Origin of the sequence: Hydrogenivirga caldilitoris (genome assembly GCF_003664005.1) — a bacterium.
Taxonomy (GTDB): domain Bacteria; phylum Aquificota; class Aquificia; order Aquificales; family Aquificaceae; genus Hydrogenivirga; species Hydrogenivirga caldilitoris.
Genome location: NZ_RCCJ01000001.1, coordinates 113,412 through 126,442 on the forward strand (window position 1 = coordinate 113,412; position 13,031 = coordinate 126,442).

Annotated in this window: 15 protein-coding genes and 1 other RNA gene; 11 read left to right on the top strand and 5 right to left on the bottom strand. The window is 46.5% G+C overall.

Features of this window, described 5'->3' with window-relative positions; genetic code table 11:
* The first annotated feature begins 32 nt into the window (after nucleotides 1-32).
* Nucleotides 33-1,013 (top strand): GGDEF domain-containing protein, encoded by a 981-nt coding sequence (locus BCF55_RS00695; protein ID WP_121008807.1) that lies wholly within the window; start codon nucleotides 33-35, stop codon nucleotides 1,011-1,013.
* 4 nt (nucleotides 1,014-1,017) lie between these two features.
* On the opposite strand, the gene ssrA is transcribed toward BCF55_RS00695, so the two are convergent.
* Nucleotides 1,018-1,364: a transfer-messenger RNA gene (gene ssrA / locus BCF55_RS00700) on the bottom strand.
* Nucleotides 1,365-1,396: 32 nt separating this feature from the next.
* Nucleotides 1,397-2,518, bottom strand: coding sequence for an 8-amino-7-oxononanoate synthase (gene bioF, locus BCF55_RS00705; protein WP_121008809.1), 1,122 nt, complete (start codon nucleotides 2,516-2,518; stop codon nucleotides 1,397-1,399).
* 69 nt (nucleotides 2,519-2,587) lie between these two features.
* Here bioF and BCF55_RS00710 point away from each other — a divergent pair, with 69 nt between their 5' ends.
* Genes BCF55_RS00710 through dut form a run of 4 tightly spaced genes read left to right on the top strand, consistent with a single transcriptional unit; the run spans nucleotide 2,588 to nucleotide 5,890 of the window.
* Nucleotides 2,588-2,794, top strand: coding sequence for a tetratricopeptide repeat protein (locus tag BCF55_RS00710; RefSeq protein ID WP_245960365.1), 207 nt, complete (start codon nucleotides 2,588-2,590; stop codon nucleotides 2,792-2,794).
* A 51-nt stretch (nucleotides 2,795-2,845) separates the two neighbouring features.
* Entirely contained in the window at nucleotides 2,846-3,118 is a 273-nt protein-coding gene (gene rpsO / locus BCF55_RS00715) for a 30S ribosomal protein S15 (RefSeq protein ID WP_121008813.1), read from the top strand.
* 1 nt (nucleotide 3,119) lies between these two features.
* Nucleotides 3,120-5,441, top strand: a complete 2,322-nt coding sequence (locus BCF55_RS00720) for a polyribonucleotide nucleotidyltransferase (RefSeq protein WP_121008815.1) — start codon at nucleotides 3,120-3,122, stop codon at nucleotides 5,439-5,441.
* A 2-nt stretch (nucleotides 5,442-5,443) separates the two neighbouring features.
* Nucleotides 5,444-5,890, top strand: coding sequence for a dUTP diphosphatase (gene dut / locus BCF55_RS00725; RefSeq protein WP_170144712.1), 447 nt, complete (start codon nucleotides 5,444-5,446; stop codon nucleotides 5,888-5,890).
* 1 nt (nucleotide 5,891) lies between these two features.
* Here dut and BCF55_RS00730 read toward each other — a convergent pair whose 3' ends face one another.
* Entirely contained in the window at nucleotides 5,892-6,407 is a 516-nt protein-coding gene (locus BCF55_RS00730; protein ID WP_121008819.1) for a cytochrome P460 family protein, read from the bottom strand.
* A gap of 93 nt (nucleotides 6,408-6,500) precedes the next feature.
* Here BCF55_RS00730 and BCF55_RS00735 point away from each other — a divergent pair, with 93 nt between their 5' ends.
* The 4 genes from BCF55_RS00735 to BCF55_RS00750 are packed head-to-tail and all read left to right on the top strand — an operon-like array spanning nucleotide 6,501 to nucleotide 9,908.
* Nucleotides 6,501-7,178 carry a response regulator transcription factor gene (locus tag BCF55_RS00735; protein WP_121008821.1) on the top strand — a complete coding sequence of 226 codons (678 nt, stop codon included), beginning with the start codon at nucleotides 6,501-6,503 and terminating at the stop codon, nucleotides 7,176-7,178.
* Nucleotides 7,159-8,130, top strand: coding sequence for a sensor histidine kinase (locus tag BCF55_RS00740; protein WP_147424993.1), 972 nt, complete (start codon nucleotides 7,159-7,161; stop codon nucleotides 8,128-8,130). Before BCF55_RS00735 ends, BCF55_RS00740 begins: the two co-directional genes overlap by 20 nt.
* A gap of 39 nt (nucleotides 8,131-8,169) precedes the next feature.
* Nucleotides 8,170-9,000 carry a hypothetical protein gene (locus tag BCF55_RS00745; protein WP_121008824.1) on the top strand — a complete coding sequence of 277 codons (831 nt, stop codon included), beginning with the start codon at nucleotides 8,170-8,172 and terminating at the stop codon, nucleotides 8,998-9,000.
* Complete coding sequence (locus BCF55_RS00750) at nucleotides 8,997-9,908, top strand: multiheme c-type cytochrome (protein WP_121008826.1); 912 nt, start codon at nucleotides 8,997-8,999, stop codon at nucleotides 9,906-9,908. Before BCF55_RS00745 ends, BCF55_RS00750 begins: the two co-directional genes overlap by 4 nt.
* On the opposite strand, the gene BCF55_RS00755 is transcribed toward BCF55_RS00750, so the two are convergent.
* Together BCF55_RS00755 and BCF55_RS00760 are read right to left on the bottom strand one after the other, a co-directional pair.
* Nucleotides 9,883-10,857, bottom strand: coding sequence for an ABC transporter permease (locus tag BCF55_RS00755; RefSeq protein WP_121008828.1), 975 nt, complete (start codon nucleotides 10,855-10,857; stop codon nucleotides 9,883-9,885). The two genes, BCF55_RS00750 and BCF55_RS00755, sit on opposite strands and share 26 nt — an antisense overlap.
* Nucleotides 10,857-11,234: a DUF1232 domain-containing protein gene (locus BCF55_RS00760; protein ID WP_121008830.1), complete on the bottom strand. Its 378-nt coding sequence runs from the start codon at nucleotides 11,232-11,234 to the stop codon at nucleotides 10,857-10,859. Before BCF55_RS00760 ends, BCF55_RS00755 begins: the two co-directional genes overlap by 1 nt.
* A 75-nt stretch (nucleotides 11,235-11,309) precedes the next feature.
* On the opposite strand from BCF55_RS00760, the gene BCF55_RS00765 reads away from it, so the two are divergent.
* Nucleotides 11,310-11,801, top strand: coding sequence for a hypothetical protein (locus tag BCF55_RS00765; protein ID WP_121008832.1), 492 nt, complete (start codon nucleotides 11,310-11,312; stop codon nucleotides 11,799-11,801).
* A 70-nt stretch (nucleotides 11,802-11,871) separates the two neighbouring features.
* Nucleotides 11,872-13,029, top strand: a complete 1,158-nt coding sequence (gene sucC, locus BCF55_RS00770) for an ADP-forming succinate--CoA ligase subunit beta (RefSeq protein WP_121008834.1) — start codon at nucleotides 11,872-11,874, stop codon at nucleotides 13,027-13,029.
* The last annotated feature ends 2 nt before the right edge of the window (nucleotides 13,030-13,031 follow it).

Consider the following 13,031-nt stretch of genomic DNA (forward strand, 5'->3'; position numbering starts at 1 on the left):
AATTAAAGGGTAAAGGGTGCGGAGGAAACTTTATGTTACCAGACATACTTCTCAGACATAGGGAGAGGTTTGTATACATATACACAATAACGGGGGTAGTTGCACTTATCCTTTTCGGAGTTCTTCCCCATACCTTTGCAGGTCATACCGCCTACGCTCTCTTTGAAGGTACTGTCGCCCTTCTCCTCGCTCTGAACGTTGTAGCCTACAGGTGGCACAGGAACTACCTGATTCTTTCCAACTTCGCCCACTTTCTCATAATGCTGACCTTTGTTTTCCTGATAGTTACAGGAGGTTATAGGGGAACGGGTATATACTGGTGTTACGCCTATCCGCTCTTATCCTTCTTCCTTACCTCCAAGAGGGAAATCATTTTCTGGAATGTTGCCTTTTTGCTTTCCTGCCTGGGTTTGTACCTGCTCAAACCCGATATGTTCTACTATGACTTTATCACCCTCAGACAGGCTTTAGGTGCTTACGTTGCGGTCTTTATATTAGCTTTCGCTTACAATACCGTTATCTCTGACCTAATCGGTGTTCTGAGTGAGAGAGCTTCTGTGGACGCTCTCACAGGACTTTACAGCAGATACTTCTTTCTGGAGAGTTTATCAAAGGCTATATCCCAGCTGGAGAGAGGAAAGGATGTTAGGCATACCATTGTGTACCTTGACCTTGACAATTTTAAGAGGGTAAACGACACCCACGGACACCATGTTGGAGATGAGGTTCTAAGACACATAGCCGACCTGCTAAGGAACTACTTCAGGAGGGCAGATATAGTGGCACGCTTTGGAGGGGATGAGTTCATGATATTAGCCCACAACGGGGCAAGGGAGGGTATAGAAGAGAGGTTGAAGGCTTTGAGAAAGGAAATAGAGAACAGGTTCAAAGATTACGGACTATCCCTGAGCTACGGGATAGTCCAGATACCCGAAGACGGAACAGATGCAGACCGGCTCATAAGGGAAGCGGATAAACGTATGTATGAGATGAAGGTAAAGAACAAGCGTTAGTTTTTGGTGGAGGCGGCGGGAATCGAACCCGCGTCCGAGGACGATGACCCGGTCCGGGGCTCTACAGGCTTAGCCCGTGTTTGGTTCTGCCCTCAGGTTGCCCACGGGCAGGCTTCCCGAGGGGAGCACGGGTACTTTCTCGGAAGCTCCTCACCGTGCATTGGAGCTTCCCAGCCTCTGTTCTCTGACGCCTTCAGGTCAGCCAGAGGCGAACCTCCCTGAGGCGCGCTGCCTTTTTAATTAGGCAGCGAGAGCGACTTCAGCTTCGGGAAGTGTTGTGAATGGCTGTTAAGGTTGCCAACCTGCCTGCTCCCCGGGGACCATCAGACCCCGTCGAAACCTGTCGCCCCCTTAGCTGAGCCAATATTTCAATTTAAACTTTTTTAATAGCAGGTCAAGGACTTAAGAGTGTTCACAAGCTCTGCTATGTCTTCTTCCTTGTATCTAAGGCTTACCGTTAGCCTCAGCCTTGCTTTACCCTTTGGAACTGTAGGATACCTTATCGCCTGTAAAAATATCCCCCTCTTTCTCAACTCTGAAGACATCTCCAGGGCTTTCGCCTCGCTCCCAACTATTATAGGGATTATGGGCGTGTTATGGAATTTAACCTCAACGGGAAGCTCCTTAAGCCTATCGTAGATACCTTTGGAAAGTATCCTCAAGTTTGAAACGATTTCTGGGTTCTTCTCAATCAGTTCAACGCTCTTTATCGCTCCTGCGCATAGAGAAGGTGGCAACGATGTGGTAAATATGAGACTCCTCGCTCTATTCAGGATAAGCTCTATGAGAGCCTTACTACCACATACGAAAGCCCCGTAACTTCCTAAAGCCTTTGATAGTGTTCCCATAACAACTACGTTCTCTCTCCACTCAAGTCCAAACTCCTTTAAACTTCCCCTTCCATCTCCTATAGTCCCTGTGGCGTGAGCATCGTCTATGTATAGCATGCAGTCGTACCTGTAAGAGAGTTCATACAGGGTTTTCAGATCTGCTACGTCCCCGTCCATGCTGAATACGCTGTCCGTGACTATGAGAGCTTTTCTGTACCTTTTCCTTTCTGCTTTTAGTATCTCCCCTAGGTGTTCATAATCCCTGTGTCTGAAGATTCTCTTCTCAGCCTTGGAGAACCTGCACCCGTCTATGAGTGATGCATGGTTTAACTCATCACTCAGTATTAAGTCCCCCTCCTCTGCCAGAACCGGTATAGTTCCAACGTTTGCGAGATATCCAGAGCCGAAGAGTACACAGGCAGGAGTTCCTTTGAACCTTGCCAGTTTGTCCTCTAAGGTCTTATGGTATGTGGTATATCCCGATACAAGCTGTGAAGCACCAGAGCCAAGCCCGTACTCTTTTAAAGCTTTTTCAGAAGCTCTTATCACCTCTGGGTGATCCCTAAGAGCAAGGTAATCGTTTGAGCAAAAATCTTTTAACCCCTCTCTTAGAACCCTTTCCCTGTAAAGGCTTCTTTCCCTTATCTTCTCCAACTCAAATTTTACCCACTCCATCACAACCTGAATTTAGGGATAAATTATTAAACTATGCTCGGAAAGAACTATAGGGGTGTTTTTAGTAAAATGGGTGAAGGATTGCTGGAGAGGTACATAGAAGACTTGAAAAAGGAGCTTGAATCAAAGCCTGAAGACCCTGAACTGCTCTTTAAGTTAGGTGTAGCCTACGTTAGAATTGGAAAAACCGACAGTGCAAGAGAGGTTTACAAGAAGCTGAAGGGTATAGACAAGAGTAAGGCTAAGGAACTCCTTGACACGATCTACGAAGTATGAAATTGATGCTATAATAAAAAATTGCACATTTTGATAAAGGAGGTCTGCATAATGCCCCTTTCCAAGGAGAAGAAGCAGGAGCTGATAAAGGGATATCAGAGGCATGAAGGAGACACAGGTTCTCCCGAGGTTCAGATAGCTATACTTACCGAGAGGATAAACAAGTTAACCGAGCATATGAAGAAACATAAGAAGGACGTTCACTCAAGGAGAGGACTTATAGCGATGGTTAATAAGAGAAGGAAGCTCCTTGAGTATCTTAGGGATACAGATTACCAGAGATACCTTGATATATCCAAGAAACTTGGACTTCAGGTAAAGTGAGATGGAGGAATCAGCGAGAGTAGGGAACAGTAAAGAGCCGATAGTAATAGAAGTAGGCAAGTATGCAAAGCAGGCAGATGGAGCGGTAGTAGTAAAGCAAGGCGGAACGGCAGTACTTGTTACTGCCGTCATGGCCGACGAGCCGAATAAAGACATAGATTTTACCCCTTTGACGGTTGATTACAGGGAGAGACCTTCCGCTTACGGAAAGATACCCGGAGGATTCGTCAAAAGGGAAGGCAAGCCCAGCGATAGAGAGATACTCGCTTCCAGAGTTATAGACAGACCTCTCAGACCTCTCTTTCCCGAGGGTTTTTTCCATGATGTGGTTGTTACAGCTCTCACTCTTTCGGCGGATGACAACTATGACCCCGATGTACTTGCTATAACAGGTGCTTCGGCTGCCCTTCATATATCCAGGATACCCTTTGAGGGACCTATAGCAGGTGTTAGGGTTTGCAGGGTCAACGGAGAGTTTATAGCTAACCCCACCTATGAGGAGAGGAAGGAAGCAGACTTGGAGATAGTTATGGCTGGTACTAAAGATGCCATAGTCATGGTTGAAGGGGGAGCAAAGGAGGTCCCTGAGGAAATCGTAACGGAGGCTTTATTCTTTGGACACCAGGCGATACAGGAATCTTTAGAGGCTCAAGAGAGGCTCCGTAGTGCGGTAGGTGTTCCAAAGGTTGGGTTTGAAGGGGTGAAACTTGATGAGTCCCTCTTGAAGTTTCTTGAGGTAGAGTGTTCCGAGAGGATAATCTCAGCCTTTGGTATACAGGACAAGAGTGAGAGAAACAAGACCCTCGCAGGCATACTTCAGGAGTTTATAGATAGGCACGAGATCCCTGAGGAACTTCACTTCAATGTGAAATACTTCTTCAAGAAGCTTGAAAGTAAGCTCATGAGGGAGAAGATCCTAAGGGAGGGTGTAAGGATAGATGGAAGGGGTCCAAAGGAGATAAGACCTATAACCATAGAAATTCACCCCTTTGATAGACCTCACGGCTGTGCGGTTTTCACAAGGGGACAAACCCAAGCCTACGTTACAGTTACCCTGGGTGCTCCCGATGAGGCTCAACTTATTGAAACCATAGCTGAAGGCGGTGTTTTTAAAAGGTTCATGCTGCACTATAACTTTCCTCCCTTTTCAAGCGGTGAAGCTCGCTCGTGGGGTCCTCCCAGACGGAGAGAGATAGGGCACGGAGCTCTCGCTGAGAGGGCTCTTGAACCCGTGATTCCGGAGGAGGAGCAGTTCCCTTACATAATCAGGGTAGTCTCGGACATACTTGAGTCAAACGGTTCAACTTCCATGGCAACGGTCTGCGGAGGTTCACTCGCTCTGTTTGATGCGGGTGTCCCGGTCAAGGGTGGCAAGCATGTCTCCGGTATAGCCATGGGTCTAATAAAGGAGGGAGACAGTTACGTGATACTCTCCGATATACTTGGCGATGAGGACCACCTCGGGGATATGGACTTCAAAGTCGCCGGAACTAAGGACGGGGTTACGTCAATTCAAATGGATATAAAGATAAAAGGTATAACTAAGGAGATAATGACCGAAGCCCTCCAACAGGCTAAGGAGGGAAGGTTATACATCCTTGAGAAGATGTACGAGGCGATACCCGAACCCAGAAAAGAGCTATCTCCTTACGCTCCCAGAATAGTCATACACAAGGTTCCCGAGGAGAAGGTTGCCCTTGTCATAGGACCCGGAGGTTCAAACGTTAAGAAGATATACGAAGAAACTGAAGTAAAGATATGGGTTGGAGATGAGGGGAAAGTATACCTGACAGGATTTTCCGATGAGGCTATCCAGAAAGCGATAAGTATGATAGACAGCCTCGTTAAGGACCTTGAGGTTGGCAAGGTATACGAGGGTAAAGTGACCAGGGTGGAGCCTTACGGCGTTTTTATTGAGGTTCTACCTGGAAAAGTCGGGCTACTCCACGTATCCAAGATGGCGCAGCCGGTGAAACACGCTGGGGATAAATACAGCGTTGGTGATGTCGTTAAGATTAAGGTCCTTGAGATAGACGAAATGGGAAGACCGAAGTTCACTACGATTGGACTTGACGGTGAGAGTGCACCTCCCGTTGAAGAGATTGAGGTTGGCAAGGTGTACGAGGGTAAAGTGACCAGGGTGGAGCCTTACGGCGTTTTTATTGAGGTGCTACCTGGAAAGGTCGGACTACTCCACGTGGACAATATGAAGGAGAGGGTGAGGGATGCCAGGGAACTCTTCGCAGTTGGTCAGAGAGTTAAGGTGAAGGTTTTTGAGCTTGACGAAAGAGGAAGACCCAAGCTAACCGATAAGATAGACTGAAAATGGTAAGGATAAAGGTAAAAAGACTTCCCCATGCCGAAGGTATAGAGCTTCCCTCTTACGCTACCCAGCACTCTGCCGGGCTTGACCTTAGGGCTGCCCTTGAAGAGCCGGTGACCCTGAAACCTATGGAAAGGGCTCTTATACCCACGGGGTTCATCTTTGAGATTCCTGAGGGTTATGAGGGGCAGGTCAGACCGAGGAGTGGGCTAGCAGTGAAAAAGGGAATAACGGTTTTAAACTCACCAGGGACTATAGATTCGGACTACAGAGGGGAGGTTAAGGTGATACTGATAAATTTAGGTCAGGAGGATGTTGTTATAGGAAGGGGAGAAAGGATAGCTCAGCTTGTTATAGCCCCCGTAAGCAGGGTGGAGCTTGTGGAGGTGGAAGAATTGAGCGCCACCGCGAGGGGAGACGGTGGCTTCGGCAGTACGGGGGTTGAGTGATCTACTTTCTGTTTACGTAATCTGTAAAGACAAAGTCCTTCTTTTCTACGAGCTTGTGGCAGGTGAAGCACTGCACGTAATCCTCGGCACTCTTTCCGAAAACCTTATACTTTCCATCTTTGGCATCATAAACGAATCTTGCAAAACCCCACCCACCGGAATCCTTGAACCTCTTTGAATCCTTTATCATGTACTCAACCCTCTGTATCACGTCAGGCTCAAGGGAAGCTTCAAAGGCTGGATTCTTCTTGAGGCTGTATCCTATCTTCACCAAGATGGCTCCTTCCGGAAACTCCTTACCGTTGAGAGGTACACCGCTCCTGTAAGCTTTCACTGCCACATCGTTCCCGATTATGTACCTGAGCTCGTTTTTATCAGTTCTGAAGTGGGTAGCCACAACATGCCAGTTTTCGTAACCCTTTATAAGACCAAATTTAAGTCCGGTAGGGGCTTCTAAATCCCAGTCATTTGCGAAAGCAGCAGCCCCTATGCTGATGGTTACCATAAGCTTTCTCATAGAGCAACCTCCCTTTTGAATTTGTGAAGAATCTACAACTGAAATTTGAACTTTTCTTGAACTTTCTTTGAAAAGAACTCAAAATTTCTTCTGATGAGAGGGAAGATATTGTTAGTGGAGGATGACCCACTTATAGCGGATATGTTGAAGAGATACCTTGAAAGAGAGGGTTTCACGGTCTTCTGGGATTCTGATGGGATGGAAGCGTTAAAGAGCTTTGAACTTTTGAAACCAGACCTGGTAATACTTGACCTCATGCTCCCCGATATGGACGGCTTTGAACTCTGCAAGAGTTTTTCCCAGACGGAAGCCATGGTACTCATCCTGACCGCGAAAGATACAGACGAGGATAAGATAGTGGGACTTGAGCTTGGTGCTGACGACTACGTAACAAAACCTTTCAACATGAGGGAGTTGATAGCCCGTGTAAAAGCACTGCTCAGAAGGAGGGGGAAAGCTCTCTCTTCCGGGGATAGGTTATCTGTGGGAGGCTTTGAAGTTCGTCCTGAGGAGATGAGGATACTTTTTAGGGGCAAACTTATTGAGCTTACCCCGAAGGAGTTCCTTATCCTGAAAAGACTCATTTCAAAAAGAGGAAAGGTCATTTCCAGAAGGGAGATAATGTCCGAGATATACGATGAGGAAGTTCCCGATTATGAAAGGATAGTTGATACCTACATATACAGGATAAGAACAAAGCTTATGGAGATAGACCGTCAGGCTGCGGAAAGGATTAAAACTGTTAGGGGGTTTGGCTATAAGTTTGAGTAAGCTCTCCTTCTTCACGGTTCTGTTCTCTCTCCTTTTCTTAACGTACTTGGTTGTAGCTGGATTGATCGCCTTCTTTACTGTCAAGATAGTAGGCATACCTATCGGGAAGAAGATGTTCACCAAGATAGTCCTCTCAATACTTGCCTTTATTCCGCTGTACATTCTCATAGCTTACCTACTATCAAAATTTGTAAGTAGAGACCTCTTAAAGCTTGAGGAAGGGGTCAGAAAACTCCCCTTCAGTGGGGAGATACCAAGGAGCTGGATAAAGGAAATAGACAGGTTAGGGGAGGTCATAAGCACCCAATCGGAGAGGATAGCCGGAATGATAGAGGCACAGAGGTTTATGTTATACCGCATAACCCATGACCTGAAGACGCCCCTTACCAACCTGAGGAATGTGCTTCTCGCCCTGAAGGAGGGAGTCATAAAGCCCGAGGAAGAGAGCTTCTATATTGAAAAGCTCCTTAAAGAGACCTACAAGATGGAATCGCTCCTTGATGAAGCTCTCTCCAGTATAAAGAAGGTAAGCAAGAATACAGAAAAGAGGGAAGTTAACCTGTGCACTTTCCTTGAGGAGTTTGGCTCACTTTGGAAGCCGCGGTTAAGTAAGCATGGGATTAAGTTTCTTGTCAGCTGCCCTTCAGATAAGGGTATAAAGGCATCCCCTGCAGACCTTGAGGAGATATTTAATAACCTTATAGATAACATTCTCAAGCACACGGATTCAAAGCTTATTGAGATAAAGGTGCAGGAGGATAAGGGCTGGATTGAGATTGCGGTTCGGGATGAGGGGAAGGGGCTTAACCCGGCAGTTCTGAGAGAGGCTTACAGAAAGGGCAGCCTGGGTCTTTACATAGTAAAGGAGCTAACATGGCGAAACTCTGGTGAGTTCAAGGTCAGGTCTTCGGAAGGTGGGACTGAGGTTGTTCTGCGTTTCCCTATGGCTTAAATTTTATGTAGCCTTTAAAAGTTTACGGGAGGGTAAGATATGAAACTCAAGAGACTTTTCTTGGTGTGCCTTATATCCGGAGGAGTAGCCCTTTCCGCGGATAAGATAACTCTAAAGAAACCACCTGCATCTTTGCAAAAGTATTACCCACCGACCTCAAAGAAGTTTGAGTTCCTCTCCAACATGCACTCAATGAGTATGGCTTTTGCCGGTGTAAGGTTGAACGTTAACGAGGGTAATTGGGATAAAGCGAAGGATTGGGCTGTGAAGTTGAAAGATACTTATCTGAATACCTCAAAGATGGTACCTGAGTGGAAGGAGTACTTCAAGCCCGAACTTGCAGATGCCCTTGTGAAGGCTGTGGAGTCTAAAAACGTTGATAAGTTTATAGAAGCTTCAAGGAACTTTGGACAGACTTGTGCAAAATGCCACAGGGACAACGAGATAGCGGTCAAGCTTGTGTACCACTTTCCTAGCTTTGACACTGTGAAGATAGAGGACCCCGTAGAATTCATGGAACTTGAAACCCACAAGTATATGGAAAAGCTTGCCAACTCTATGAAGGCTTTAAAGGTTTACCTTATGCAGGGAGATACTGATAAGGCAAGAGAGGCAGGAAGCAACTTTGTTGAAAGGGCGCGTCAGCTCAGGAGCATGTGCTCCAAATGCCATACTAACAAGCTCTCCGAGGAGGTGATGCTCGGCAAGGAGTATGAGGGTGCCCTTTCCAGGCTTGAGAACCTCCTGTCCTCGGAAAAGACTAACAGTGAAGAAGTGTTTAAAGCTCTGGGACCCATAGGAGCTACCTGTACGAAGTGTCATAACGTTCACCTGATACCTGCCCTTGTGCAGGAGGCTTTTGAAAAGTGATACCCCTCTTGCTCCTCAGCCTGATACTGCTTGGGTGTGAAAGGCTGGAGACCGTGTTCGTTGAGGAGGACCTCCTTGAGAGACCCCAGGCTAAGAGATGTTCTGACTGCCACGTTCAGATATATAAGGAATGGAAGAACAGCAGGCATTTCCATGCTTGGACGAGCGAGCCCTTTAGGGTAGACTCGGAGAATTATACGAAGACCAAATGCCTATCCTGTCACGCACCCCATCAGGTTGACCCCGACAGGAAACCTACCTTGAGAGCAGAGTTTAAAGAGGACGGTGTGAGTTGCGTAGCATGTCACTTTAAAGAGGAGACAAGAGCCATGCACGGACCCCTCAAGGTGTGGTCTCCCCCTCACCCCTCCAAACAGGATATGAACTATACCAAATCTAACTTCTGTGCCGGTTGCCATCAGGAAACCTATAAAGAGTGGAAACTGACAGGGACAAGTAAGAGCTGCCAGAGCTGTCATATGCCCTCCCTTGGTAAAAGGGACCTTATACAGAAGTTCCCCTTTGACCTCTTTCATCTCGCAAAGCCAAGAACTTCCCATGAGTTTCCTTCCTTGAAGGCTAAGTCTGATGATATAAGGGTTCAGTTAGAGGGTAACGAGCTGGTGCTTACAAATACCGGTGTCCCCCACAATCTTCCCACAGCTGACCAGGGGGACTCAAGGCTATATCTGATAGCAAAGGTTGTGTACAGAGACGGTAAGGAAAGAACTGTCAGGAAGCTCCTGTCAGCTCAATCAAAGACAGCCCTGAGATATGAGGTTCCTTATGTACTTAACCTTCCAAAGGGGGACGTCCAGAAGGTTGAATTGAAAATCCTCAGAAAACTCGCTTGGTCAAAGGATAGAGAAACTTTGCTTGAGCTTACTTTGCAAACTCCCTCTCCCTGACCCTTGGGTCTATCCATGCGAGCATCAGGTCTGCGAAGAGGTTGCCTACTATAAGCATAATCGTCCCTATATAGAGACCGCCCATAACCAGGAAGAGGTCTTGGGATAAAACCGCATCCAGCATAAGCATGCCCATACCGGGCCAGCCTGTTATTATCTCAATAAGGGCAGCTCCTGATATAAGGCTTGCTACCTCGTAGCCCAGTAATGTAGTAAATGGGTTCATAGCGTTCTTGAAGACGTGTTTCACAACGGTAGCTCTTGAGGCTCCCTTGGCTTTAAGCATTGTTATGAAGGGGCTCTTTAAAACTTCTATAACGGAGCTCCTTACAAGTCTTGTCAAACCCGCCAAGGAAACGAGGGCAAGGGTCATAGCTGGTATGAATAGGTGATGCAGGATATCAAGCACCTTTCCCATTAAGGACAACTCCTCAAAGTTGGGGCTTTGCACCCCACCTATGGGAAACCAGCCAGTCCTACTCGCTACCAGAAGAAAAAGGAAAGCCAAGAAGAAGCTTGGCACGGACATGAAGGAGTATGCGTAAGCTTGGATTAATTTGTCCAATTTTGTACCCTCTTTAAAGGCTGCAAGCATACCCAAGGGTATCGCTAACGTCCAGGACAGTAATGCGGAGCTAACAGAGAGCAACAGAGTGTTAGGTATCCTCTCTGCTATAAGCTGGGTCACAGGAGCGTGATACTGAAAAGAGTAACCCAAGTCAAAGAGGAGTGCAGACTTTAGCCATTTTATGTACTGAATCAGGGCAGGCTGGTCAAGCCCATAAATTTTCTTGAGCCTTTCTATAGTCTCCGGCGAAATCTGTGGGTTGAGTTTGAGCTGGTCTAAGAAGTCTCCCGGAGCGAGCTTTATTATCAGAAAGGATATGAAAGTTACGCCCAGTATGGTAGGTATGGCTTGAAGTATACGTAAAAGAATAAACTTAAACATCAGAAATAGTTTGCTATGAAATACTTTGTTTCTTCAAAGTATCTCTCTATCTCCTTTCTGTGCTTTTCCTTTATGTATCTTATTAGCCTGTAGTCATCCCAGTAGCCTACCATCGGTATCCAGTCGGGAATCCCATCCCTGTTGTCAATGAAATACCAAAGAGCCGCTATAAAGTCCTCCTTTGCCTCCCTTTTTAGTTTGAACTCTGGGTCTGTTAGAATCCTGAAAATAAGCTTCACATCAAGTATCAGGTTCCTTAGGTATTCCATCGTTGGCGGTACCTTCTCCAGCTTCTTCTTAAACTCCTCTTTCAATCTATCTAAGTTATTGATATTTTCGTAAGTTTTATACTTCAAGAGCTTTTCCTCAAAACTCATGGCAGTATTATATCATGTCCCCTTTTACAATAAACGCTTATAATTAAAGTGAGAGAAGAAAAGGAGGGTCTTGAAATGAGAAAAGCTTATATCTTTATGGTATTCCTGGGGATGTTGTTTCTTCTTCTGGGTGTAAAGGAAACAAGAGCTGCAGAAGATGGTGGTGTTGTGGTACCCACCCCTCTTACAAAAAACCTCGGTGATTACTATGTGAGTATAGGTGTGTTTTCCATAGCTCAGCTGGAGAAGAACTTTCCAAGAGCTTACAACCTTCTCGTCAAACATCATGGGAAACCTACACCTAATCAGACCCACCATCTCGCCGTTAGTCTCTGGAAAGAAGAGAATGGGAAGATAACCTACCTGTCAAATTATGAGGTTGAAGCTGAGGTACGTTCTCCTATCTTCAGAGCAACAAGGGAAAAGCTCTCCAAGTACCCACACCAGTATGGAGACAACTACGGTGGCTGGTTTGATATGTCTGACAAAGGTCTGTACCACATAGCTATCATAATCCACGAGAATGGGAAGACAAGGAAGGTTACCTTTGATTATCTGATGCAGTGAGACCTCAGGAAGACCCCGTTTTCCTGTAAAATTTTAATGTTCAAACGTCGTTTTATTCGGAGGTAGTCTTATGAAACTACATGAACACCAGGCAAAGGAGATTTTCTCCCGATACGGTTTGCCGGTCCCGGAAGGGAAGGTAGCCTTTACACTGAAAGAGGCAAAACAGGTAGCTGAGGAACTTGGAGCTTTTCCCCTTGTGGTAAAAGCTCAGGTTCACTGTGGTGGTAGAGGAAAAGCCGGTGGCGTAAAGATAGTCAAGACCATTGATGAACTCCAGCAGGCTGTTGAAGGTATGCTTGGAAAGGTTCTGAAGACCTTTCAGTGTCCTGACGGAAAGCCTGTAAACAGGGTATGGATAGAGAAAGCTACTGCGATAGATAAGGAGTACTATCTCTCCATAACCCTTGACAGGGCGCGTTCTAAACCTGTAGTTATGGCTTCAGCCGCCGGTGGTATGGAGATAGAGGAGATAGCAAAGGAGCATCCGGAGGCGATACTGATAGAGGAGGTTGACCCTGAGCTTGGACTTATGCCCTATCAAGCTCGTAAACTTGCCTTTAAACTTGGACTTCCGGTCAAAGATTTCTCCAATGTGCTGCTCACCCTCTACAAGATATACATAGAGCTTGATGCTTCCCTTGTGGAGATAAACCCCCTGGTTATTGATAAGGATGGGAAGCTTATAGCCCTTGATGCTAAGCTGGAGATAGACGAAAACGCCCTCTTCAGACATAAAGACATAGAGGAGATGGAGGACGAGACTCAGATATCTCCCCTTGAGGTGGAAGCCCATAAGTACGGACTTAATTACATAAAACTCTCTGGGAGCATAGGCTGTATGGTTAACGGTGCAGGACTTGCGATGGCGACGATGGACATAATAAAGCTTGCCGGAGGTGAACCTGCCAACTTCCTTGATGTAGGTGGTGGTGCAAACGTTGAGCAGATAGCCAACGCCTTCAGGATACTTATGGCTGATGAGGATGTAAAGGCAGTGTTCGTCAACATATTCGGGGGAATTCTTAGATGTGACAGGCTCGCCCAGGGTCTCGTTGAGGCTGGAAAGCTCGTTGAGCTTAACGTCCCCATAGTGGTAAGGATGGAGGGAACCAACGTGGAAGAGGGCAAGAGAATACTCGCCGAGTCAGGTATGAATTTCATAAATGCCAAGGATATGTGGGATGGAGCCAGGAAGGCAGTTGAGCTGGCTCAAAAAGCAAGCTGAGG